At 72.9% G+C, this 22,889-nt stretch carries 17 protein-coding genes; 3 read left to right on the top strand and 14 right to left on the bottom strand.

The features are described from left to right. The 6 genes from FK498_RS01530 to FK498_RS01505 all read right to left on the bottom strand — a co-directional run bounded on the left by FK498_RS01530 (position 1) and on the right by FK498_RS01505 (position 6,195). Positions 1–795, bottom strand: coding sequence for an ABC transporter ATP-binding protein (locus tag FK498_RS01530; protein ID WP_141851051.1), 795 nt, complete (start codon positions 793–795; stop codon positions 1–3). Beyond that, complete coding sequence (locus FK498_RS01525; protein ID WP_141851050.1) at positions 789–1,898, bottom strand: ABC transporter permease; 1,110 nt, start codon at positions 1,896–1,898, stop codon at positions 789–791. Before FK498_RS01525 ends, FK498_RS01530 begins: the two co-directional genes overlap by 7 nt. A gap of 7 nt (positions 1,899–1,905) precedes the next feature. After that, positions 1,906–2,733: an ABC transporter permease gene (locus FK498_RS01520; RefSeq protein ID WP_141851049.1), complete on the bottom strand. Its 828-nt coding sequence runs from the start codon at positions 2,731–2,733 to the stop codon at positions 1,906–1,908. Then, positions 2,730–3,956, bottom strand: coding sequence for an ABC transporter permease (locus FK498_RS01515; RefSeq protein ID WP_141851048.1), 1,227 nt, complete (start codon positions 3,954–3,956; stop codon positions 2,730–2,732). Before FK498_RS01515 ends, FK498_RS01520 begins: the two co-directional genes overlap by 4 nt. A gap of 19 nt (positions 3,957–3,975) precedes the next feature. Further along, positions 3,976–5,016, bottom strand: coding sequence for an ABC transporter substrate-binding protein (locus tag FK498_RS01510; RefSeq protein WP_141851047.1), 1,041 nt, complete (start codon positions 5,014–5,016; stop codon positions 3,976–3,978). A gap of 63 nt (positions 5,017–5,079) precedes the next feature. Next, positions 5,080–6,195, bottom strand: coding sequence for an ABC transporter ATP-binding protein (locus tag FK498_RS01505; RefSeq protein ID WP_141851046.1), 1,116 nt, complete (start codon positions 6,193–6,195; stop codon positions 5,080–5,082). A 289-nt stretch (positions 6,196–6,484) separates the two neighbouring features. Between FK498_RS01505 and FK498_RS01500 the strand changes: the two genes are divergently transcribed. After that, a complete protein-coding gene (locus FK498_RS01500; protein ID WP_141851045.1) occupies positions 6,485–9,313 on the top strand; it encodes an EAL domain-containing protein in 2,829 nt (942 codons plus the stop codon). Positions 9,314–9,401: 88 nt separating this feature from the next. Here the strand turns inward: FK498_RS01500 and FK498_RS01495 are convergent, their stop codons facing one another. Next, positions 9,402–11,879 (bottom strand): ribonucleoside-diphosphate reductase, encoded by a 2,478-nt coding sequence (locus tag FK498_RS01495; protein ID WP_141851044.1) that lies wholly within the window; start codon positions 11,877–11,879, stop codon positions 9,402–9,404. Between the two features lie 300 nt (positions 11,880–12,179). On the opposite strand from FK498_RS01495, the gene FK498_RS01490 reads away from it, so the two are divergent. Further along, positions 12,180–13,202, top strand: a complete 1,023-nt coding sequence (locus tag FK498_RS01490; RefSeq protein WP_141851043.1) for an enoyl-CoA hydratase/isomerase family protein — start codon at positions 12,180–12,182, stop codon at positions 13,200–13,202. Between the two features lie 61 nt (positions 13,203–13,263). Here FK498_RS01490 and FK498_RS01485 read toward each other — a convergent pair whose 3' ends face one another. From FK498_RS01485 to FK498_RS01460, 6 genes are read right to left on the bottom strand one after another with little or no spacing between them, the layout of a single operon-like run. Next, entirely contained in the window at positions 13,264–14,178 is a 915-nt protein-coding gene (locus tag FK498_RS01485; protein WP_141851042.1) for an EamA family transporter, read from the bottom strand. Next, positions 14,178–15,611, bottom strand: a complete 1,434-nt coding sequence (locus FK498_RS01480) for an amidohydrolase family protein (RefSeq protein ID WP_141851041.1) — start codon at positions 15,609–15,611, stop codon at positions 14,178–14,180. The genes FK498_RS01485 and FK498_RS01480 overlap by 1 nt, the downstream gene beginning before the upstream one ends. Continuing rightward, the gene (locus FK498_RS01475) at positions 15,611–17,179 is read right to left on the bottom strand and encodes an ABC transporter substrate-binding protein (RefSeq protein WP_141851040.1); all 1,569 of its coding nucleotides are present in this window, start codon (positions 17,177–17,179) and stop codon (positions 15,611–15,613) included. Before FK498_RS01475 ends, FK498_RS01480 begins: the two co-directional genes overlap by 1 nt. Before the next feature lie 57 nt (positions 17,180–17,236). Further along, complete coding sequence (locus FK498_RS01470; protein ID WP_141851039.1) at positions 17,237–18,112, bottom strand: alpha/beta fold hydrolase; 876 nt, start codon at positions 18,110–18,112, stop codon at positions 17,237–17,239. Continuing rightward, entirely contained in the window at positions 18,112–19,263 is a 1,152-nt protein-coding gene (locus FK498_RS01465) for a mandelate racemase/muconate lactonizing enzyme family protein (protein ID WP_141851038.1), read from the bottom strand. The genes FK498_RS01470 and FK498_RS01465 overlap by 1 nt, the downstream gene beginning before the upstream one ends. A 3-nt stretch (positions 19,264–19,266) precedes the next feature. After that, on the bottom strand, positions 19,267–20,238 hold the full coding sequence (locus tag FK498_RS01460) for a tripartite tricarboxylate transporter substrate binding protein (protein WP_141851037.1): 972 nt from the start codon (positions 20,236–20,238) through the stop codon (positions 19,267–19,269). Between the two features lie 102 nt (positions 20,239–20,340). Between FK498_RS01460 and FK498_RS01455 the strand changes: the two genes are divergently transcribed. Further along, on the top strand, positions 20,341–20,811 hold the full coding sequence (locus FK498_RS01455; protein WP_141851036.1) for an L-2-amino-thiazoline-4-carboxylic acid hydrolase: 471 nt from the start codon (positions 20,341–20,343) through the stop codon (positions 20,809–20,811). A gap of 20 nt (positions 20,812–20,831) precedes the next feature. Here the strand turns inward: FK498_RS01455 and FK498_RS01450 are convergent. Continuing rightward, a partial coding sequence (locus FK498_RS01450) for a mechanosensitive ion channel family protein (protein ID WP_141851035.1) occupies positions 20,832–22,889 on the bottom strand: 2,058 nt, incomplete at its 5' end.

Below are 22,889 nucleotides of genomic sequence, written 5' to 3'. Positions count from 1 at the left end.
TCAGGCGCCTCCGGGCTCGGTGCGGTTGAAGAAGGCGTGCACCAGCGGGTGCGTGCTCTCCGCCTTGAGCCGGCGCGGATCCCCCTCCGCGATCACCCCGCGCGCCTCGCGGTCCAGCATGATCACGCGGTCCGCGATCGCGAGGATGCTGGCGAGCTCGTGGGTGACGACGACGAAGGTGATGCCGAGGTCGCGCGCGAGCGAGACGATCAGCGCATCGAGCCCGGCGGAGGTGATCGGGTCGAGCCCCGCCGAGGGCTCGTCGAGGAAGACGAGCGGCGGATCGAGCGCGATCGCGCGCGCGATCGCCGCGCGCTTGATCATGCCGCCGGAGAGCTGCGCCGGCATCCGGTGCGCCGCGTCGGCGAGGCCGACCAGTCCGAGCTTGATGCGCGCGATCCGTTCGATCGCCGCCGGCGGCAGGGCGGTGAAGCTCGCCAGCGGCAGGGCGACGTTCTCGAGCACGCTCATCGAGCCGAACAGCGCGCCCGACTGGAACATCACGCCGAAGCGCCGCTGCAGTCGCCGTCGCGCCTCGCCGTGCAGCGCCCCGATCTCCTGGCCGAGGATCGTGATCGTCCCCTCGGCGGGCGCGTGGAGCCCGATCATCAGCTTGAGCAGGGTCGACTTGCCGCAGCCGGAGCCGCCGAGGATGACGAACACCTCGCCGCGCCGGACGTCGAAGGTGACGTTCTCGAACACGGTCGTCGCGCCGAAGCGCATGGCGACGCGGCGCACCGAGGCCGCCACCCCGTCGCCGTCGGACACCGCTGCCGAGGCGGATGCGCTCACCATCCCATCAGATAGAACAGGACGGCGAAGATGCCGTCGAGCACGATGATCGCGACGATGCCGCCGACCACCGCCGCGGTGGCCGCCTCGCCGACCGCGCGCGGCCCGACTCCCGTCGCCATCCCGCGCGCGCAGCCGATGCCGGCCACCGCCGCGCCGAACACGAGCCCCTTGGCGAGGCCGCCGAACACGTCCGACGGTCCCGTCCAGGTGACCACCTGCGAGGAGATCGCGGCCCAGGGGAAGCCGAGCGAGAGCATCACCGAGGACATGCCCGCGATCGCCGCGAGGTTCATCGCGACGATCAGCACCGGCATCATGACGACCGCGGCGAGCAGCCGCGGCAGGACGAGGAAGCGGAACGGGTCGAGCCCCATCGTGGTCAGCGCGTCGATCTCCTCGTTCACCTTCATGGTGCCGATCTCGGCGGCGAAGGCGCTGCCGGAGCGCGCCGCCAGGATCACCGCCGAGAGCAGCGGGCCGAGCTCGCGGAAGACCGAGATCGCGACGAGGTTGGCGACGAAGATGTCGGCGCCGAACTGGCGCAGGGGGATCGAGGACTGGAAGGCGAGGATCAGCCCGAACAGGAAGCCGATCATGCAGACGAGCGGCAGCGCGCGGCTGCCCACCTCCTCGGCCTGGTGCAGCGTGTCGGCGAGCCTGAGCGAGCGCGGACGCATCGCGGTCAGCGCCGTCGCCGCGGCGGTCTGGCCGAGGAAGGCGATGCGCATGCCGAGGTCGCGCAGGCGCCGGACCACCGCCTCGCCGAGGGCGACCGGCAGGCTCGGCGCGGGGCCTGGCGCCGGCGGGGGCCGCACCGCGCCGGCCTCGCGCGCTCGCTCGACCAGCCGGACGGTGCGCGGATCGGCGCCGACCAGCCGTGCCGGCGTTCCCGCCCGCTCCTCCATGGCGAGCAGGAGCGCGGTCCCGGAGAGATCGCAGTAGCCGCAGCCGGAGAGATCGATCGTCAGCGTCGCGCCCGGCGTCACCGCGGCGACCGCCTCCTCCCAGAGCGTGGCCAGCGAACGCGCATCGAGCCGCCCGGAGAGGACGATCGCGCCGTCGCGCCGGGTCAGCGCGGCGTCGGCGGTGGGCGAGGCGGCCATGCGCCGGCTAGGGCTGGCCCGTCCGCGCAGCGAGCCGCGCCGCGCGGCCGCGCAGCCAGCCGACGGACGCCATCAGCAGGATCGAGAGCGCGATCAGGATCGTCGCCGCAGCGGCGATGGCGAGGCTCAGGTTGTCGTTGAGGCCGGCGAACATCTGCCGCGGCAGGGTGCGCTGGCCGGGGCCGGCGAGGAACAGCGCCACCACCACCTCGTCGAGCGAGATCGCGAAGGCGAACAGGGCGCCCGCCGCCACCCCCGGCGCGATCAGCGGCAGCACGACGCGCCGGAACGCGGTTGCCGGACCGGCGCCGCAGGCGGCGGCCGCGCGCAGCAGCGTCCGGTCGAAGCCCGAGAGTGTGGCCGAGACCGTCACCACCACGAAGGGCGCGGCGAGCGCGGTGTGGGCCAGGATCATGCCGGCATGGCTGTTCGCCAGCCCGACCGGGGCGTAGGCGAACAGCAGCCCGACGGCGGCGACGACCGAGGGCACCACCATCGGCGCGATCAGCACCGCGACCACGACGCCGCGTCCGGGCAGGCGGGCGAGCCACAGCCCGAAGGCGGCGAGCGTGCCGAGCGTGGTGGCGAGCGCGGTCGCGCCGGCGCCGATGATCAGGCTGTTGACGACGGAGTCGATCCAGAACGGGCTCCCGAAGAACTCGCGGTACCACTGCAGCGACAGCCCGGGCAGCGGGTAGTGCAGGAACGAGCCGGCGGAGAACGAGAGCGGCACGATCGCCAGGATCGGCGCCACCAGGAAGGCGAGCACGGCGAGCGTGAAGGCCCAGTGGACGACCCGGCCGAGCCGGCCGAGCGGCGTGCGCGGCGCGCTCATGCCATCCTCGCCTGGGTTTCGCCGGCAAGCCGGGCATAGACGGCATAGAGCGCGGCGGTGGCGACGAGCAGCAGGGCGGAGAGCGCCGCCGCCATGCCCCAGTTCACCGTGCGCGAGGCGTAGAAGGCGATGAACCAGGAGATCATCTGGTCGGAGGCGCCGCCGAGCAGGGCCGGGGTGATGTAGTAGCCGAGCGCCTGGATGAACACCATCAGCGACCCCGCCGCGACGCCGGGCAGGCTGAGCGGCCAGGTGACGCGCAGGAAGGCGAGCCAGGGCGGCGCGCCGAGCGAGGCGGCGGCGCGGCCGAGCCCGGGCGGGATCGCGCGCATCACCGCATAGAGCGGCAGGATCATGAAGGGCAGCAGGATGTGCGCCATCGCCAGCACCACGGCGAAGCGCGTGAAGATCATCTGCAGCGGCGCCTCGACGAGCCCGAGCCCGAGCAGGGCTGCGTTGACCACGCCCTCGCGCTGCAGCAGCACGACCCAGGCCGCCGTGCGCACGAGCAGCGAGGTCCAGAACGGCAGCAGCACGAAGGCGAACAGCACCGCCGCGCGCCGTGGCTCCAGGCTCGCGAGCAGCGCCGCCACCGGATACCCCGCCGCCAGGCAGAGCAGCGTGACCAGGGCGCTGATGCCGAAGGTGCGCGCGAGCACGTCGAGGAAGATCGCCTGCTCCGCGGGCGCGGCGACGATGGCGCCGTCCGTGTCGCGCTTCAGGTCGAGCGCGGCGAGCAGGTAGAAGTCGGTGACCGGCCCGGCGGCGCGCCGGATCGCCGCCCAGGTCGCGCGCTCGCCCCAGGCCGGATCGGCGGCGATGAGCGCGGCGCGCGCATCCTCGCCCGGGACGGGCAGCCGGCGGGCGGTCGCGAACATCAGGGTGCGGAAGCCGTTGATGTCGTAGTTGAGCCGGGTCGCCGCCTGGGCGAGTGTGCCGGCGGCGCGCGCCGCGCGCAGGTCCTCGACGAGCGCGGCAAAGGCGGCATCGTCCGGCAGGCCGCGCCCGTCCCACTCGGCCAGCGCGGCGGTCACGCGCGGCAGGACGCGCGGCACCTCGGTGTCCTGCACGCCGCGCGCCAGCAGCGCGGCGATCGGCCCGACGAAGCCGACCAGCAGGAACACGAACAGCGGCATGACCAGCAGGGCGGCGGCGAGACGCCGCCGCCCCCCCGTGCGACGGACCCGGTGCGCGAGCCCCGCGGCGGCCGATCCTTCCGCCATCAGCCGCCGTGCCGGCCCCTCAGCGCGCCGCCCAGGCGTTGAAGCGCTGGGTCAGCCGGTCGATGTTCTCGAGCCAGAACGCATCGTCGATGTGCAGGGCGGTCGCGATGTTCGCCTCGGTGGTCGGCAGTTCGGCCTTCACGGCCGCCGGGATCAGCGCATCGGCGCCGATCGCGGGCACGCCGTAGGGGATGCGCGGGGGCAGCTGCGCCTGCGCCTGCGGCTGGCCGACGAAGGCGAGGAACGCGTAGGCCTGGGCGAGGTTGGGCGAGCCCTTCATGATCACCCAGGAGTCGATCGTGTAGAGGTTGTTGGTCCAGACGATCGCGAAGTTCCGCCCGTCGTTCCTGTTCGCCGCCGAGATGCGGCCGTTGTAGGCGCTCGTCAGCGCCACCTCGCCGGAGGCGAGCAGCTGCGGCGGCTGCGAGCCGGCGGTCCACCAGACGAGATGCGGACGCAGCGCGTCGAGCTTGCGGAAGGCACGCTCCACGCCCGCCTCGGTGCGCAGCATCGGATAGACCTGGGCGGCCGGCACGCCGTCGGCCATCAGCGCGATCTCGAGGTTGGTCTTCGGCCCGCGCCGCAGGCCCCGCTTGCCGGGAAAGCGCTGCACGTCCCAGAAATCGGCCCAGGATCTCGGGCCCTCGCCGGTGATGCGGGCGCGGTCATAGGCGAGGATGAAGGAGTAGTAGATCGCGCCGACGCCGCACTCATGCGCCGCATCCTCGCGATAGGCGGCGCGCCCGCCGATCCGCGCCCAGTCGATCCGCTCGAACAGCCCCTCCTCGCAGCCGACCAGCAGCTCCTCGCTCTCGACCTGCACGACGTCCCAGTTGTTCGCGCCCGACTGGATCTTGGCGCGCAGCACGCCGACCCCGCCGTCCCAGGTCTCCTCGAGCAGGCGGATGCCCCTGGCCTGCATGAAGGGCTGGAAATAGACCGCGCGCTGGGCGTCCTGGTACGCCCCGCCCCAGGAGACGACGGTCAGGTCGCGGGCTGCGGCCGCGGGCGCGGCGAGCGCGGCCGCGGCCAGGGCAGCGGCCAGGATCAGCGGTTTCATGGTGGCTCTCTCCCCAGACGATCGGAACCGGCCGGCGAGTCTAGCGGCGGAGACCGGGCGTGCTCAATCGGCGGGCTCGGGCGCGAAGGCGATCGCGTGCTCGGGCTGCCAGGCGACCGCGGCCTCCGCGCCCGGCACGAGCCGCGGATCGGCCGCCGCGATCGGCCGCTTCGCCATCACCTCCGCCCCGCCCTCGAGCGCGAGCCGCACCCGCACGTGGTCGCCGAGATAGATCGTCTCGAGCACGCGTGCCGGGATCGCATCCTCCGAGAGATCGGCGGCCGGCCCGGCGGCGAGCGCGATCCGCTCGGGCCGGATCGACACCACCGCAGCGGCACCCGGCGGCCCGCAGTCGCCGCGCATCGCCCAGAGGCTGCGTCCGCCCGCGAGCGCGACGCGCGCCATGCCGTCGACCGCATCGATCTCGGCGACCGTGCCGGCGAGCCGGTTGTTCTCGCCGATGAAGCGGGCGACGAAGGCGTTGGCCGGGCGCTCGTAGAGCGCGGCGGGCGCGTCGAGCTGCTGCACCGCGCCCTGGTGGAACACGGCGATCCGGTCGGAGAGCGTCAGCGCCTCCTCCTGGTCGTGCGTGACATAGACCACCGTGACGCCGAGCGCCTCGTGCAGGTGGCGGATCTCGAGCTGCATCTCGGCGCGGAGCTGCTTGTCGAGCGCGCCCAGGGGCTCGTCCATCAGCACCAGCGCCGGCTCGAAGACGAGCGCGCGGGCCAGCGCCACGCGCTGCTGCTGGCCGCCCGAGAGCTGGGCGGGGCGACGGTCGCCGAACCCGCCGAGGCGCACCATCTCGAGCGCGCGCGCCACGCGCGCCGCGCGCTCGGCCCGCGCCACCCCGCGCACCGCGAGCGGGAAGGCGACGTTCTCGGCGACCGTCATGTGGGGAAAGAGCGCGTAGGACTGGAACACCACGCCGATGCCGCGCCGGTGCGGCGGCAGGCGGGAGACGTCGCGCCCCTCGACCTCGATCCGCCCGGCGGTCGGCTCCTCGAAGCCGGCGAGCATCATCAGGGTCGTGGTCTTGCCCGAGCCCGAGGGGCCGAGCAGGGTCAGGAACTCGCCGCGCGCGATCTCGAGGTCGAGATGGCGCACCACGCGCGTCAGGCCGTCGTAGGACTTCTCGACGCCGAGGAAGCGGACGATCGGGGCTGGGAACGGAGGCATCGGCGCGGCACGCTGCCAGCGCCGCGGCCGGCGGGCAAGCCGGTCAGCGCACCGTCACCTCGAGCCGCATCCGCGCGAGGATGGCGGGCAGTCTGTTCGGTAAACGGAGCGGAATGTCCTCCTCGCCTGGCGGCTGTCACGTCATCGAATCGGATGCGGGTCGATCATGCGCATGTCTCCACCCGATCTCGCGGCCGAGCCTGCGGCAGACGCATGAAACAAGCGTAATCGCTCCGTCGCGGCGCAGCGTTATGGCGACGTTAAGGCGCAGCGCCGATGATCCGGGCCCATGCCGCGCGGAAGCCCCTCGCCGTCTCCGTCGGGGCCGGGGCAGCGCCTCCGGTCCGGGCGCAGGCCGGTCGGGCTGCGCGCCCCGATCCTGGTCGGCTTCCTGGCGCTCGGCCTGATTGCCGGCGCGATCGGCTATGTGGGCGTGCGCAACGTCTCGCTCACCTACGACATCGCGGCGCGCGCCTATGACAACGCCGTCATCGCCACCAGCTACGCGCGCGCGGCCCAGGCCGACTTCGTCGCCCTCGAAGCCATGCTGGCGCGTGACGGCCGCGCGCCGGGAGCCTCCTCCGCCGCGCCTGGGGGACGCTTCGCCGCCCTCGCCGAGCAGGTCGAGGGGGACCTCGCGATCGTGCGCGAGCGGGCCCAGTCCGCGGAGACGCGCGCCGCACTCGAGGCGGCGCTCGCGCTGTTCGCGCGCTGGCGCAGGGCGGCCGAACAGGCGGATGACGGCGCGCCCATCGCCGCGCTCTCGGCGGAGATGCGCGAGGCGCTGGACGTGGTCGTGAACCATATCGCCGGCGATGCGTTCCGCGCCGAGCGCGCGGCACGCGCCCAGGTCGGCGTCATCCGCGAGGCCGGAGCGGCGGCGACCGCGATCGGCCTCATTCTGGGCGCGCTGGTCGCCTGGCTCCTCGGGCGGCGGATCCTCGGTCCGGTCGCCGCCGCCTCGGCCGCCGCGCGCGGGATCGCCGCCGGGCGGCTGGACACGCCGATCCCCGCGGCCGGAGGCGACGAGCTCGGCGCCCTGCTGCGGGCCATGGCGACGATGCGCGACAACATCCGGGCGATGATGGAGCGCGAGGTCGCGGCGCGGCGTTCCGCACAGGGGCGGCTGGTGGACGCGATCGAGGGGTCGCGCGAGGGCGTGATGCTGGTCGACGGCGACGGACGGATCGTCATCGCCAACCGGCAGGTCGCCGCGTTCCTCCCCGCGGCGGCGGCGCTGCTCGCCCCGGGAACGCCCGCCGAGGCGCTGGCGCGCGCCGCCGGGCTCGACCTCGCCGCCGAGGAGGCGGAACTCAGGACCGCGGACGGGCGCTGGCTGCGCGTGGCGCGCAGCCCGGTGCACGACGGCGGGTTCGTGCTCGTGCTCTCCGACATCACCGCCCTGAAGCGTCAGCAGGCCGCGCTCGAGGAGGCCAATCTCCGCTTCGACGCGGCGCTGAACAACATGTCGCAGGGGCTCTGCCTCTACGACTCCGAGCACCGGCTGCTGGTCGCCAACCGGCGCTTCTACGAGATCTACCGGCTCGACCCCGAGGTGGTGCGTCCGGGCATCACCTTCCGCGACCTCCTGATGCAGAGCATCGCCGCCGGCAACCACAGCCCCGCCGTGACCGAGACGCTGGTCCGCGAGCGGCTCGGCTTCGTCGCCCGCGGCGAGCCGGGCACCAGCTTCCAGGACCTCGCCGACGGGCGCGTGATCGCGATCTCGCACGAGCCGATCCCGGGCGGACACTGGGTGGTCACCTACGAGGACATCACGGAACGGCGGCGCGCCGAGGCGCAGATCACCTATCTCGCCCGCCATGACGGGCTGACCGGCCTGGCCAACCGCCTGCTGCTGCGCGAACGGGTCGATCACGCGCTGGCGCAGTGCGCGCGCGGCGGGCACTGTGCGCTGCTCGCCCTCGACCTCGACGGGTTCCGCGCCGTCAACGAGTCGCTGGGCCATCCGGCCGGCGACCAGGTGCTGCGCCAGGTGGCGGAGCGGCTGAGGGCCTGCGTGCGCGAGACCGACAGCGTCGCCCGCCTCGGCGGCGACGAGTTCGCGGTGGTGCAGACCGGGCTGGAACGGGGCGAGGATGCCGCCGCCCTGGCCCGCCGCGTGATCGCCGCGTTTGCGAAGCCGTTCGTGGTGGAGGGGCAGACGGTCGAGCTCGGCGCCTCCGTCGGCATCGCGCTGGCGCCCCGCGACGGGGCGACCCACGATGCGCTCCTGAGCCACGCGCAGCTCGCCCTCGAGCTCTGCCGGCGCGAGCGGCGCGGCGCGTTCCGCTTCTTCGAGCCGGAGATGGATGCGGCCGCGCAGCGGCGCCGCGCGCTGGAGGCCGACCTGAAGCAGGCGCTGGAGCGGGAGGAGTTCCAGGCGGCCTATCAGCCGATCGTCGAGCTCGCCTCCGGGCGCGTGGTCGGCTTCGAGGCGCTCCTGCGCTGGCGCCATCCCGCGCGCGGCATGGTCTCGCCGGTGGAGTTCATCCCCGTCGCGGAGGAGCTCGGCCTGATCGTGCCGATCGGCGCCTGGATGCTGCGCCGCGCCTGTGCGGATGCGGCCGCCTGGCCGGACGGCATCCGCGTGGCGGTGAACGTCTCGGCGGTCCAGTTCCGTGATCCGAATCTGGTCGCGACGGTGGCGACCGCGCTTGCCGATTCCGGCCTGCCGGCGAGCCGGCTGGAGATCGAGATCACCGAGTCGCTGCTGCTCGAGGACGAGGCTGCGACCGGGGCGCTGCTGCACCGGCTGCGCGGCCTCGGCGTGCGCATCGCGATGGACGATTTCGGCACCGGCTACTCCTCGCTCGGCTACCTGCGCAGCTTCCCCTTCGACAAGATCAAGATCGACCAGTCCTTCATCCGCGATCTCGACTCCAAGCCGGACAGCCGGGCGATCGTGCGCGCGATCGCGGCGCTCGGGCGGTCGCTCGGCATGCGCACCACGGCCGAGGGCGTCGAGACGGGGGCGGTCCTCGAGATCCTGCGCACGGAGGGCTGCACCGAGGCGCAGGGCTACCTGTTCAGCCGGCCCTGCGCGGCCGAGCGCGTGCCGGCGCTTCTGAGCACGCTCGCGCAGCGGCGCATTCCGGCGAACGCGGCTGCCGCGTAGCGGAGGCACGCATGCTGGCGAGCCCCACCGCTCGCCGGCATGACGGTCCTGGTCCCGGGCGCGGCGGCGCTGCCAGTCCCGCGCGGCCTCAGGCCGCCTTCTGGCTCGCCTCGTTGGTGCCGAAATCGATCGGGCAGACGCCCGCGGCGCAGTCCACGTGCTCGCGCCCGACCTCCTCCTTCGCCTGCGCGCCGGCGATCGCCGCGGCGATGAGTTCGTATTCCGCCTTCGTCACCGGCTCCTCGGGCTGGTACTCGTAGGCGGTGGTGTCGGCCTGCGGCATCACCGCGCAGGCGCGCACCGTCGGCTGGAGGTCGAGGACGGCGCGGCGGAACGCCTCGAAGCTCACAACCTTCGGGTCGTATTTGAGGGTGTAGGAGACCTGGTTGCCGGTATCGGGGACGAGCGGCTCGCCCTGCTCGTCGACGCCGCGGATCCAGTACTTCTCGAGGAGCTGGAGGTAGCGGTACTGCTCCTCGGGCGTCGCCTCGCCGGCGGTGACGAGCGCGTCCGCGAGGCCGAGCTCGTCGGCGAGCCGCACGATCTCGGGCTTGGTCGGGAAGCCGACCACGGTGGTGCCGCGATAGGTGGTGAGCTTCCTCACCGGATAGCCCTTGGCGGCGTATTCGCGCACCATCGGGTCGTCGTTGCGGAACTGCACCCAGCGCAGGTATTCGCGCATCGAGGGCAGGTGCGCCCCCTCGGTCAGGCCGAACAGCTTGCTGGTCGTGCCGGCGGGCTTGATCGTGGTGTCGGTGTGCGGCGCGGTGAGCCCGAGCGCGGCCGAGTAGCGCACCGCCTCGTCGCGCACCGCGCGCTTGAAGCGCGACAGCATCATCCAGAACGGCCTCGCGCGCCGCTCGTCGATCATGTCGCGGAAGCCGAGGCCGAAGCGCTTCAGCGCCCATTCGTGCAGCCCGGTGATGCCGACGCCGATGCGGTTGGTGCGCCGCGTCTCCGGCCGGTAGAGGCAGTCCATCAGGTTGACGCGGATCAGCGCGCGCGCGGCGGCACGGAACGCGGCCTCGGCGTCGTCGTCGTCCGCGGCGTGGTAGGGCACGACATCGGCGATCACGCAGTAGCCGCCCAGCATGAACAGGCTGATCTCGCCGCAGGGATTGGTGATCTGGGTGTAGCGCGAGGCGCGCGCGCGCCGGACGAGGTCGCGCAGCAGCGGATGCGTCTCGGCGTCCGGCTGGTACTTGTCGCTGCCCACGAACAGCGCGCCCGATTCGTAGGCGTCGAGCCCCTCGTCGTTGGCGACCAGCTTGTCCTGGTTGATGAAGCCCGGCTCGCCGGTCTGGTCGTCGTAGGCGGCCTTCACCGCCGCCTCGAACACCGCATGGGCGTGCGCCCACTCCTCGCGCGTCGCCGCGTCCCAGGCCGGGTCGGGCTCGGCCCGGTGCACATGCGCCCAGAACGCGGCATCGACGGTGATCGAGTTGTTCGACGACCAGAGGAACCCGCCGCGCTTGACCGAGATGAAGCCGAGCACGGAGCGGTCCCGCCACGTCTTCGTGCTCATCCGGGCCGACCGGCGGGCTCCCCCCACCAGCACGCACTCGGCGAGGTAGTGGTCGACGAACAGCGCGGCGCGCCAGGGCTCCATGCCCGACCCGCGCACCATCGCCACCCGGGAGAGGGCGTGCATGAACGGCCCGGGTCCCGAGGCGGGGCGGCCCTGCATGCCCATGATCGGCGCGCCCTTCGGGCGTACCCCGGTGAAGTCGAGCAGCACCACGTCGTCGCGCCGGCGCTCGAAGGCGAGGCGCTCGACCACCTCCACCGCCTTGGCCCAGCCCTCGCGGCTGTCGGCGACCTCGTGCACGACGATCCGCCCGTGCGAGGCGTAGAGGTGCTCGGCGTCGCGGCGCGTCAGGAACCCGGTGATGTGACCGGCCTGCACGTCGGGATGGCTCCAGTCGATCACGGGGACGACGATCGGCATGTCGTTCGCCCAGTCGACCGCCATCATCGCGTCGTCGTAGGCACGGCCGACGCCCGAGCCGTTCAGCAGCAGCAGGTAGCAGAGGAAGCTCGTCGCCGCGGTCGAGCAGTTGGTGAAGACCTCCATGTTGCGGGTCGGCTGCGAGGCGTCGCCGTGCTGCAGATGCCGCCCGCTCATCAGCAGCGAAGCCTGGCGCAGGTGATGGCGCAGCGTCGCCCGCTCCGCCTCGCGCCACTCCGGGCGGGGCTCGAGCAGCGCGTTGCCGAGCGCCACCCGCTCCGCCACGTCGGCCCAGGACTCGGTCTCGATCCGCCCGACCGCCTCGATCCAGCCGGAGACGCGCCGGTCGTCGCCATGCTCGACGAAGAACCGCCCCTCATAGGCCCAGCCCTGGCGGCGCGCCCAGGCGGCGAGCTGGCTCTCGAGCGAGGTGGAGTCGTCGCGCGGCACCTCGAAGGGCACGCGCTCGGGCGCCGGCAGGCGGCGGACGATGCGCCGGTTGATCGTCCGGTCGGCCACCGCCTGGCCCATGCCCGGGGCGTAGGTGCGGGCCGGCGTCTCGCCCCAGGGCAGCAGGGGCTGGCTCGACGAGACAGGCGGCACCGGCATCACGGTCATGGGCAGGATCTCTCGGGAAGGGACAGGCGGAGTCGGAAGGCTACCAAGGGGAGACGGGACTGTGCCATAGGATCATCTGCATATTGGGGAACGCTGTGGCCGGCACACCACATCTAGTGGGCCGAGCCGCCCGCGCCGTCATGCGCCCGATCTGGGCATCGCCCAGCCGGGGAGGGAACCCCGATGCGGGGCGGATCCGACCCGCAACCGACGCCCGGGGACCAGCCTGCCGCCGGGCCGCGGTTGCCCGCCGCAGGTGCGGCTGGTAGGCGATCGGCCGATCGATCGCAGGAGCCGCCCATGACCGACGCCGCCACCGAGCCCAGCGTGCTGACCGAGGTCGCGCACGGCGTGGGGCGGATCGTGCTCAACCGCCCGCGCGTGCTCAACGTGCTCGACCCGGAGATGATCGCCGCGCTGGCTTCGGCGCTGACCGCGTGGCGCGACGATCCGGCCGTGCGGCTGGTGACGATCGAGGGCGCGGGCGGGCGCGCGTTCTGCGCCGGCGGCAATGTCCGGCTGATCCGCGACAACGTGCTGCGCGGCGATGCCGCCGCCTCGGAGGCGTTCTTCGCCGCCGAGTACCGCGTCAACCGCATGATCGCCGAATACCCCAAGCCCTACGTGGCGCTGATCGACGGGCTGTCGATGGGCGGCGGTCTCGGGCTCTCGGTCCACGGCAGTCACCGCGTGGTCACCGAACACGCGGTGATGGCGATGCCCGAGACGGCGATCGCGCTCTTCCCGGACATCGGTGCGTCCTATTTCCTGCCGCGCCTGCCGGGCAGGCTCGGGCTCTATCTCGCGCTCACCGGCGCGCGGGTATCGCCCGGCGACGCCATCTATGCAGGGCTTGCAACGCACCACGTGCCGCGGGCGTCGCTCGAGGCGCTGAAGGCGGCGCTCGCGCGCGACGGTGTCGCCGCGCTCGCCGCGCATGCGCACGCCCCGCCCGAGAGCCTGCTCGCGCGCGACCGCGCCGCGATCGACCGCTGCTTCGCCGCCGACGACGTGATGGCGATCCTCCGCGCGCTCGAGGCCGAGGGAACGGAGTGGTCCAGGCGCACGCTCGAGACGCTCAGGCGGATGTCGCCGACCAGCCTCTGCGTGACGGCGGAGCTCTTGAAGCGCGGCGCGACCATGACGCTGCCCGAATGCCTGGCGATGGAGCTCAGGCTGACGCGCGGCGTGATCCGCCACCCGGATTTCGCCGAGGGCGTGCGCGCGCAGGTGGTGGACAAGACGCGCGATCCGAGATGGCAGCCCGCGCGCGTCGAGGAGGTCTCGCGCGAGGCGGTGCTGGCGCTGTTCGAGGGGGCCTAGGGGCGGGCTTCGGGGGGAGCGAGGCGGCCCGTCGGGCATGTGCAGGAGCGCCCGCGCGCGCTCATCGCCCGACCAGGATCAGCACCACGCCGAGCACCACCAGCGCGAGCCCGATCACGTCCTCGCGGCGGACCACCTCGCGCAGGTAGAGTCGGCTGAAGGCGAGGGTGAACACCATCTCGACCTGGCCGAGGGCGCGCACGAGCGCGACCGGGGCGAGCGCGAAGGCCGAGAACCAGCAGGCCGAGCCGCAGGCCGAGAGCACGCCGACGAGCCCCGAACCCCGCCAGGTGGAGACGGCGAGGCGGAGCTGCTCCGGCTCGCGGCGGGCGAGCCACGCGGCCATGATCAGCGTCTGGAGGATGTTGGTGGCGAGAAGGGTGGCGAGCGCGCGCAGGATCGCGTCCGGCCCGGCGAGCGTGAAGTTGGCCATCTTGAACAGCACCGCGGAGAGGGCGAAGGCGCCGCCCGCACCGAGCCCGCACGCCGCGGCCGGCTGGATCGACGAGCGCAGGAAGGCCCCCACCGTGGTGCCGCCCTTCGGCAGCGACAGTGTCAGCACACCGCCCGCGCCGACCGCGATCCCGACCCAGGCGATCGGCGTCAGTGCCTCGCCCAGGATGATCCAGGCCGCGACCGCGCCCTGCACGGCCTCGGTCTTGGAGTAGGCGGTGCCGACGGCGAAGTTGCGGTAGCCGAAGGCGCGGATCAGGAGCGAGGTGCCGAGGATCTGGAACACGCCGCCGGTGGCGCAGAGGGCGAGGAACCAGGCGTGCGGCGGGGGCGGCAGGCGCGACGTCGCGACGCACCAGAGCGCGAGCAGCACCGCGGCCGAGGGCGCGCCGTAGAGGAAGCGCACGAAGGCCGCACCGTCGGCCGACAGCGCGCCGCGCAGCTTCTGCTGCAGGGCGGTGCGCCAGGTCTGGAGCAGCGCGGCGCCGACCGTGATCGGGATCCAGAGATCGGCCGGCGCCATCAGAGCCGGATGCGGCCCCAGCCCGGATCCATGCGGGTCAGATGGGCAAGACCGCTGCGTGCGAGCATCGTCTCGGTCTCGCGCGCGGCCGCGGCGAGGATCGCGGCCTCGTCGAGATGCGGCACCGTCCGGTCGCGCATCAGCACGCGCCCGTCGACGATCACGTCGCGCACGTCCGATCCTTGCGCGAACCACACGAGGCGATGCACCGGCATGTTCGGCGGATAGGCGTGCGGCGTGGCGAGATCGACCGTGATGATGTCCGCCTTCTTGCCGACCTCCAGGCTGCCGAGATCGGCCGCGCGGCCGATCCCCCGCGCGGCGTCGATCGTGATCATCTCGAGCAGCTTGCCGGGCGGCATCAGCCGCTCGTCGCGCGCCGCGCGCTGGTGCACCCGCGCGCACATCACCATGTGGCGGAACATGTCAGTGCCGCGATCGGGTGCGGTGCCGTCCGAGCCGATCATCACGGTCACCCCCGCCTCGATCAGCCGCGGCACCGGGCAGTGGCCGCGCACCTGCGCGATCGCCGAGCTGTTGTGCACGACCGAGGTGCCGGTGCGTACCAGCGTCTCGATGTCGGCATCGGTCAGATCGGTGCAGTGGCTGAAGAACGCATCCGGACCGCAGAGCCCGAACATGCGGTCGGCCATCGCGATCGAGCCGGCACGGTGGCCGTCCTGGTGGAACAGCGTGCCGTGCTTCCTGCCGAGGTCGCGGATGATCCGGCCCTGCCGCTCGATCTCGGCGACCCTGGCGGGATCGTGCCGCTCCTCGCGATAGACGGGCATCAGGGTCGCGATCGCGATCCGCCCCTCGGCCGCGCCGTGCCAGCGCTCGATCAGCGCCGCGCAGGTCTCCACCTGGCGCTCGAAGCTGACGGCGCGGCGGCGTTCGGTACCGTTCTCCCAGACGGCGTACTCTCGCGGATGCGGCGGCCGCGTCGGCCCGACCGCGACGACCGCGCGGATGCCGACCGCGGCCACGCCCTCGCAATGGGCGTCGCCATGCGCGGGATCGTCGGTGCGCATGATCGAATCGCCGCCGCCGAGCAGCGACACGCCGGTGGTGACGCCGTTGCGCAGACGTTCCAGCGCCGCGAGCTCGGCCTCCGCGCGCCAGAACGAGGGCGGCGAGGCGAGGGTGTAGATGATCCGGCACGCCTCGGACCAGGCCTCGGAGTCGCCGCCGCCCATCGTCTTCACCAGGCCGTGGCCCGCGTGCGCGTGGCCGTCGATGAAGCCCGGCAGGATCGCGCGGCCCCTGGCCTCGATCGCCTCGCGCGCGCGCCACGCGGCCTCGACCTCGGCGCGCGGGCCGACCGCGGCGATGCGGTCGCCCGCGAGCGCGACCGCGCCGTCCTCGATCACCCGCCGGGCGGGGTCCATCGTGACGACGACCCCGCCCCGGATGATGAGCGACGCGTCCCGCATCAGGGCATCCGCACCAGCCAGAGGCGCAGCCGGTTGTCCGGCGCCTGGGCGAGCTCGATGCCCTTCCTCGAGGCCCAGACGATCGGCTGTTGGTGCAGCGGCACATGCGCGATGTCCTCGCGCTCCAGGGCGAAGGCCTCGCGCAGCAGCACCCGCCGCTTCGTCTCGTCGGTCTCGCGGCTCGCCGCCTGGGTGAGCGCGTCGATCCTCGGGTTGGAGTAGCGCCCGCTGTTCAGGCCGCCCACGCGCTCGCCCTTGGTCTGGATCACCTCGGACAGCACGTACCAGGCGTCGATCAGCGGCAGCCCGGCATGGCCGAGCATGAACATCGAGAGGTCGTGCGTGTTCACGCGGCGCGACCAGACGTTCAGGGGCTCGATCTGCGGCTGCACGGTGATGCCGACGCGGCCGAGCATGCCGATCACCGCGAGGCAGATGCGCTCGTCATAGACGTAGCGGTCGTTCGGGCAGGAGAGCCCGACCGAGAACCCGCTCGGATATCCCGCCTCGGCGAGCAGCCTCTTCGCCGCCTCGGGATCGTACGGGTAGGGCCGCGTGTTCAGGTCCTGCGGCGCGCCGTTGAGGAACGGCGAGGCCATCATCCCGGCAGGCCAGGACTGGCCGCGCATCACGCTGCGCCTGATCGCCTCGACGTCGATCGCCTGGTAGATCGCCTGGCGCACGCGCCGGTCCTTGAACGGGTTCTTCCCCTTCACGTCGCTGTAGAGCAGCTCGTCGCGGAAGTGGTCGAAGCCGAAATAGATCGTCCGCAGCTCCGGCCCCTGCACGACCTGGAGGGCGGGGTTCTGCTCGATGCGCGGGATGTCCTGGATCGGGATCTCCACCGTCGCATCGAGCGCGCCGGAGAGCAGCGCCGCGGTCCGCGTCGCGGCGCTGCGGATCGGCTGGAACACCACCTCCGTCAGGTTGTGCTCGGGCTTGTCCCACCAGCGCGGGTTCGCCTCCAGCACGGTGCGCGTGTCGGGCTCGCGCGCGCGCAGCCGGAACGGGCCGGTGCCGTTCGCCTGCCGTGCCGCCGGGCTCTCGCGCTGGGCGGAGAGGTCCGAGGCGGTGGTCGCGCCGACGCGCTCGCTCCATTCCTTGTCCATGACGAAGAAGTGCGTGAGCGCCGAGAGGAACACCGGGAAGGGCTGGGTGGTCTCGAACTCGACCGTGTGCGAATCGATCTTGCGCACCTCCCTCACCGGGCCAATGGTCGGGCGCGCCAGCGCGCCTTGCGTGTTCAGCCGCGCCCAGGTGAACACGACGTCGTCGGCGTCGAAGGCCGAGCCGTCGTGGAACACGACGTTGCGGCGCAGGTGGAAGCGCCAGACGGTCGGCGAGACGAGCTCCCAGCGCTCGGCGAGCGCGGGCTCGATCTCGAGCTTCGCGTTGTGCCGCGTCAGCCCCTCGTAGATGTTGTTGATGAAGGCGTTGGTGAAGGTGTTGTTGGAGGCATGCGGATCGAGCGTCAGCACGTCGGAGGTGAAGGACCAGGTGAAGGTCCTGGCCTGGGCCGGTCCGAATACCATCGCGGCCGCCAGGGCCACCGCCGCCAGGATGCGCATCGTCCGTCTCCCTGCTCCGTTGCGTCAGGGTGAGCCTGCGGCCGCCGTGCCCGCGCGTCAATTCGTGACGGGGGCGCCGACGAAGTCGAGGATCGCCGTCATCAGCCGTTCCGGCTCGTCGGCGCGGATCGAGTGGCTGCTGTTCTCGAACAGCGCGTAGCGCGAGCCCGGGATCAGGCGGTGGATCTCCTCGGAGAACTCGGGCGGGCAGATCCAGTCGTGCAGGCCGGCGATGACCAGGGTCGGCGCGGTGATGCGGGCGAGTTCGGGGCGGAGGTCGAAGCGGCGCAGGAAGCCGTCCGGCCCGAAGGCCCGGTTCAGCGGCTCGGGCGCATAGGGCAGGCGCGCGAGCGCGGGCCCCGCCTTCCCGATGTCGAAGCGGCGCGAGTAGAGCGGGCCCATCACGGTGTGGAAGCGCCGCACGTCCTCCTCGCTGCGGAACCCGCCCTCCCAGAGCGCCGCCGCGATCGCCTGCTGTTCGGGCGTGCCGCGTTCGGCGAGGATCGCGCGCGCGCGGTGGATGAACCCGCCATGCGCGGCGGTGGCGACCAGGATCAGGTGCGAGACCGCGTCCGGGTGGCGCGCGGCATGCGCCATGGCGACCATGCCGCCGTAGCTCGTGCCGATCGACACGATCGGGCCGAGCCCCAGATGCCGCCTGAGCGCCTCCATGTCCTCGACGTTCTCGTCGAGGGTCCAGCGCGCGGGATCGCCGTCGCGCGCCGACCGACCCTGGCCGCGATGGTCGAAATAGACGAGCTGCATCGCGCGCGTCAGCGGCGCGTAGCCTGGCTTGAAGCCGGAATGGTCCGAGCCGGGCCCGCCATGGATCGCGAAGGCGACGGGGCGTTCGCGCATGCGCGGCCCGTCGGGGACGAGGCCCGCGCCGTCGACGTCGAAATAGAGCGTGGTGTCGCGAATGCGCGCATGCATCAGCCGAGCCTCGGGTCGAGCCAGGGGGAAGGGATCGGGATCCAGGGGCGTTCGGCGGCGATGCCCTCGGCGAGCGCGGCGCCGAGGCCCGGCCGGTCGGGCACCGGCGCCGCCCCGCCCGAGATCGCCGGCACGGTGCCGGCGGCGATGCCGAAGAACAGCGGCGTCTCGCCGAACTGCACTTCGAGCCGGCCGAGATTCGGGATCGTGGCGCAGGCATGCACCGTGTGGGCGTGGCAGATCGGGCCGGTCGGGTTGTGCGGCGCGATCTCGATGCCGTGCACCTGGGCCAGCGCGGCGATCCGGCGCATCTCCTCGTACCCGCCGCAGTACTTGATGTCGGGCATCAGCACGTCATAGGCGCCGGCGGCGATCACGGGGGCGAAGCCCGCGAGCCCGGCGAGCGTCTCCGCACCGGCGAGCCGCATGCCGCGATCGTTCGCCATTGCGCGGATGCGGCGGAGCTCGCCGAGGTTCGCCTCGGCGAGGGGGCATTCGAGCCAGAACAGGTCGAAGCGCGCGAGGTCGCGCACCAGCGCGGCCGCGCCGCCGGCGGAGAAGCGCCAGTGGCAGTCGACCATCACGTCGATTCCGGGACCGACCGCCTCGCGCACGGCGGCGATGCGTTCGATCCCCCGGGCATAGGCTGCGCGCTGGTCCGGGGCGGCGGCATCCTCCCAGACGAACGGGTCGAACGGCGCGAGCTTCACCGCCCCGAACCCGTCCGCGACCGCGCGGCGGGCGGCGGCGGCGAAGCCCTCGGGCACGCGCTCGGCCACGCCGCGGTTGATGTTGGCGTAGAGCGCGACACGGTCGCGCAGCCGCCCCCCGAGCAGGCGCCAGATCGGCACACCGGCCTCCTGCCCGGCGAGATCCCAGAGCGCCTGCTCCAGGGCCGAGATCGCGGCATGGCGCACCAGCCCGCCCGGCGCGTGCGGCAGCAGTCGCGCCAGGGCGTTGCGGTCGCGCGCGTCTGCCCCGCGCAGCGCCGCATCCAGCCGCGCGACCTCGAGCGCGAGCACGGCCTCGTGGTTCGCCAGCGTGCACTCGCCCGTGCCGGTGCGCCGATCCTCGGTCGCGACCTGTACGAACGACCAGTTGGTCTTCGGCGTGACGTTGACGCCCGCGAAGCGGATGGCGGCGATGCGCACCCGCTACTCCAGCGCCAGGTTCTTCTCGGCCACCAGGCGTCGCCACTTCGCGACATCGTCGCGCACGCGTTCGTGGAACTCCTCCGGCGTGGTGGCGCGCGGGAAGCCGCCGATCCGCCGCACGGCGGCGACCGTCTCGGGCAGGGACGCGATCGTCACGCAGGCCGCATGCAGCCGGTCGACGACGGGGCGCGGCGTGCCCGCGGGTGCCAGCAGCCCGAACCAGGCGATGGTCTCGAAGCCCGGCAGGCCGCTCTCGTGCACGGTGGGCGTGTCGGGCAGATCCGGCGTGCGCTGCATCGACGTCACGGCCAGCGCATGCAGCTCGCCCCGCTGGATGATCGCCATCGCCGGCGGCAGGTTGACGAACATCACCGGCGGCGCGCCCGAGACGAGCGCCTGCAGCCCGTTCGCGGCACCGCGGAACGGCACGTGCTGCATCTCGAGCCCGGCCATCGACTTGAACAGCTCCATCGAGAGATGCGCCGAGGTGCCGACCCCGCCCGAGGCGTAGTCGAGCCGGCCCGGCCGCGCCCTCGCATGGGCGATCAGATCGGCGACCGAGCCGACATCCAGCACTTTGCGGTTCACCACCAGCACGTTGGGCGCCTCCACCAGCAGGCTGATGGGCTGGAAGTCGCGCACCAGGTCGTAGGGGAGGTTGCGGTAGACCGCGCCGTTGATACCGTGGCTGCCGGCATTGCCCATGATGAGCGTGTGGCCGTCGGGGGCGGCGCGCGCGGCCGCCTCGGTGCCGATCCGCCCGCCCGCGCCGGTGCGGTTCTCGACCGGGAAGGGCTGGCCGAAGGCCTCCTGCAGCTTCGCGGCGTAGAGCCGCGCGATCGAATCGCCACCGTCGCCGGGAGCGGAGGGAACGATCACGCGCACCGGCCGCGACGGCCACGGGTCCTGGGCCTTCGCCTGCGCCGGGATCAGCAGCGCCGGGGCAGCCAGCAGCGCGCGGCGGCGGATCATCGTTCCCTCCTCGTCCCGGTCCTGGCGCGCATCGTTGCGCGGGCTTCCGCCCGCCGCAACCCCGGCGCTACTGTCCGCGCCGGACCAGGGAATGGACGGGCCATGAGCGACGAGATCGGCATCCTGCGCCAGCGCACCATCGAGGCGGCCTTCGCGAAGGAGATCTACGACGAGATGGCGGCGGAGCTCGGCGAGGCGCGGGCGCGGGAGATCCTCGCCCGCGCGGTGATCCGGATGGCCAGGGCGGCAGGGGCGGCATGGGCCCGCAAGGCGCCGGAGGGCAGGACCGACCTCGCCACCTTCGAGGCGACTCTGCCGGCCTGGACCAGGGACGACGCGCTGCGGATCGAGGTGCTGAAGCGCAGCGAGACGGAGTTCCACTTCAACGTCACGCGCTGCCGCTATGCCGAGACCTACAGGGCCATGGGGATCGGCCATCTCGGCGCGATCCTCTCCTGCAACCGCGACGGCGCGTTCTGCGAGGGCTACGACCCGCGCCTCAAGCTCACCCGCACGCAGACGATCATGGGCGGGGCGAGCCACTGCGACTTCCGCTACCGGCTCGAGACGTAGCGCCCCGCCCGCGCCGGGCATCAGGCCGCGCCGGCGGCGGCGATGGCGCGCTTCTCGTCCACCGTCAGCGCCGGGGTCCCGCCCTCCCCCTTCAGCACCACCGTGCGGTAGGGGAACGGGATCTCGATCCCGGCCGCATCGAACGCCTTCTTGTAGCGGCGGTTGAACTCGCGGCTGACCGACCACTGGCTGCCCGGGTTGGTGCGGAAGCGCGCGCGGATCACAACCGCGCTGTCGGCGAAGCGGTCGACGCCCAGGATCTCGAGCGGCTCGCGGATCACCGCCGCCCAGCGGTCCTCGCCGCGCATCTCCTCGGCGGCGGCCTTCAGCACCTCCACCACCCGGTCGGTGTCCTCGTGGTAGGCCACGCCGACATCGAACACGGCGAAGGCGAAGTCCTTGGTCATGTTGGACACCATGTTCACGGCGCTGAACGGGATGATGTGCACCGTGCCGTCGAGCGAGCGCAGCCGGATCGAGCGGATCGAGAGCGCCTCGACGACACCGCCCTGGCCGGCGACGTTGACGACGTCGCCGACCGCGATCGCGTCCTCCATCAGCAGGAAGATGCCGGTGATCAGGTCCTGCACCAGGCGCTGCGAGCCGAAGCCGATCGCCAGCCCGATCACGCCGGCGCCGGCCAGAAGCGGCGCGATGTTCACGCCGATCTCCGAGAGCGCGATCAGCGCCACCACGACCACGATCACCACCATCAGGAAGGTGCGCAGCATCGGCAGGAGCGTGCGCACCCGCGCGCTGCGCGCAGCCTGCGCATCGCGCGAGAGCCGGTCGAGATGGCGCTGGATCGCGGCGTTCGCGCTCTCCCAGACGAGGAGCGCGATCAGCACGGTGATGCCGATCGAGGCGACCGCGCCGAGCAGGCGGCTGCCGAGCTGGCCCGGGCGGAACCAGTCGAAGGCACCGAAGCCCCAGAGCTGCAGCATCACCACCGCCGCGAAGGCCCAGATCGCGCCCGCCAGCACGCCCTTCAGCGCCGGCACGTAGCGGTTGACCCAGGATTCCAGCCCCGGATGGCGCTCGGCGGTCGCACGCTTGACCGCGAAGCCGCGCTCGAGCGCGCGCCGCATCGCGAGCTCGGCGAGCTTGGCCAGCCCCACCACCAGGATCGTCGTGACGGTGAAGCGCAGGATGCGGCCGTAGCCGTCCTCGATCTCGAGCGCGGTCACCACCCAGGCGGCGGCCAGATAGAGCGCGGCCAGGATGTGCCAGACATCGGCGAGCCGGTTGCGCACCACCGCCCAGGGGCCGCCGGTCCCCGGTCCGGCGCGGATCGCGTCGCCCACCGCCTCGCGGTTCTGCATCACGATCAGGATCAGGAGCACCGTGATGATCAGGCCGAGCAGCTTGAGCAGGCCCGAATGGGCCGCGCGGTCGAGGCCGAACACCAGCGCGGCCTCGGTCGCGGCATAGCCGATCACGCCGACCGTGGTGATGCGCTGCAGCCAGATCTGCGCATAGGCGGCCGTCTCGTCGGACATGCGCGGGATCAGCCGGAGCGACGGCGCGTCGGGCGAGAAGACCAGCCGGCCGAGGGCGCGCGCGAGCCGTGCGGCGAGATAGGCGTTGTTCGCCACCAGCAGCACGATCTGGCGCGACGGCCAGCGCTCCACCGCCGTGATCAGGCTGTAGGAGACGATCGCGAAGGCGACGATGGGGAGCACGTCGAGCACGAAATCGGCGCCGGCGGCGAGCCCGCGCGCGGTCCAGTTCGCCGGCTCGCGCCTGAGCAGGCGCGCGCGCACCGGCCGCAGCGCCAGGATCAGCAGCCGCTCGACCAGGATGCCCGCGCCGAGCACGAGCGCGATCTTCCAGAGCGTGTCGAGCACGCCCGCGCGCGCGGCCGGGTCGGCGGCCACACGGTTGACCCAGGTCCAGACCTGCGGCGCGTCCGCGAGCGTCTGCACCACCGCGATGGTGGTCTCGCCGATGCCGACCAGCCGCTCGCTCAGCGCGACCAGGAGCTGCGCGCCGAGACTGTCGGGGGCCAGCGGCAGCGAGCGCTCCGCCTCGGGTTGCGCGGGCGGCGCCTCGGCCTGGGCCGCCGGCCGGGGGCGCGC

The sequence above is a fragment of the Elioraea sp. Yellowstone genome (genome assembly GCF_006704265.1).
Taxonomy (GTDB): domain Bacteria; phylum Pseudomonadota; class Alphaproteobacteria; order Acetobacterales; family Acetobacteraceae; genus Elioraea.
The sequence above is the reverse complement of the archived record's forward strand: the minus strand, read 5'-3'. Positions and strand labels throughout refer to the sequence as shown.

Excerpts from the sequence above, each read along its gene's own strand:
- FK498_RS01530 (WP_141851051.1), bottom strand. The coding sequence starts at position 795 with ATGGTGAGCGCATCCGCCTCGGCAGCGGTGTCCGACGGCGACGGGGTG.
- FK498_RS01525 (WP_141851050.1), bottom strand. The coding sequence starts at position 1,898 with ATGGCCGCCTCGCCCACCGCCGACGCCGCGCTGACCCGGCGCGACGGC.
- FK498_RS01520 (WP_141851049.1), bottom strand. The coding sequence starts at position 2,733 with ATGAGCGCGCCGCGCACGCCGCTCGGCCGGCTCGGCCGGGTCGTCCAC.
- FK498_RS01515 (WP_141851048.1), bottom strand. The coding sequence starts at position 3,956 with ATGGCGGAAGGATCGGCCGCCGCGGGGCTCGCGCACCGGGTCCGTCGC.
- FK498_RS01510 (WP_141851047.1), bottom strand. The coding sequence starts at position 5,016 with ATGAAACCGCTGATCCTGGCCGCTGCCCTGGCCGCGGCCGCGCTCGCC.
- FK498_RS01505 (WP_141851046.1), bottom strand. The coding sequence starts at position 6,195 with ATGCCTCCGTTCCCAGCCCCGATCGTCCGCTTCCTCGGCGTCGAGAAG.
- FK498_RS01500 (WP_141851045.1), top strand. The coding sequence starts at position 6,485 with ATGCCGCGCGGAAGCCCCTCGCCGTCTCCGTCGGGGCCGGGGCAGCGC.
- FK498_RS01495 (WP_141851044.1), bottom strand. The coding sequence starts at position 11,879 with ATGACCGTGATGCCGGTGCCGCCTGTCTCGTCGAGCCAGCCCCTGCTG.
- FK498_RS01490 (WP_141851043.1), top strand. The coding sequence starts at position 12,180 with ATGACCGACGCCGCCACCGAGCCCAGCGTGCTGACCGAGGTCGCGCAC.
- FK498_RS01485 (WP_141851042.1), bottom strand. The coding sequence starts at position 14,178 with ATGGCGCCGGCCGATCTCTGGATCCCGATCACGGTCGGCGCCGCGCTG.
- FK498_RS01480 (WP_141851041.1), bottom strand. The coding sequence starts at position 15,611 with ATGCGGGACGCGTCGCTCATCATCCGGGGCGGGGTCGTCGTCACGATG.
- FK498_RS01475 (WP_141851040.1), bottom strand. The coding sequence starts at position 17,179 with ATGCGCATCCTGGCGGCGGTGGCCCTGGCGGCCGCGATGGTATTCGGA.
- FK498_RS01470 (WP_141851039.1), bottom strand. The coding sequence starts at position 18,112 with ATGCATGCGCGCATTCGCGACACCACGCTCTATTTCGACGTCGACGGC.
- FK498_RS01460 (WP_141851037.1), bottom strand. The coding sequence starts at position 20,238 with ATGATCCGCCGCCGCGCGCTGCTGGCTGCCCCGGCGCTGCTGATCCCG.
- FK498_RS01455 (WP_141851036.1), top strand. The coding sequence starts at position 20,341 with ATGAGCGACGAGATCGGCATCCTGCGCCAGCGCACCATCGAGGCGGCC.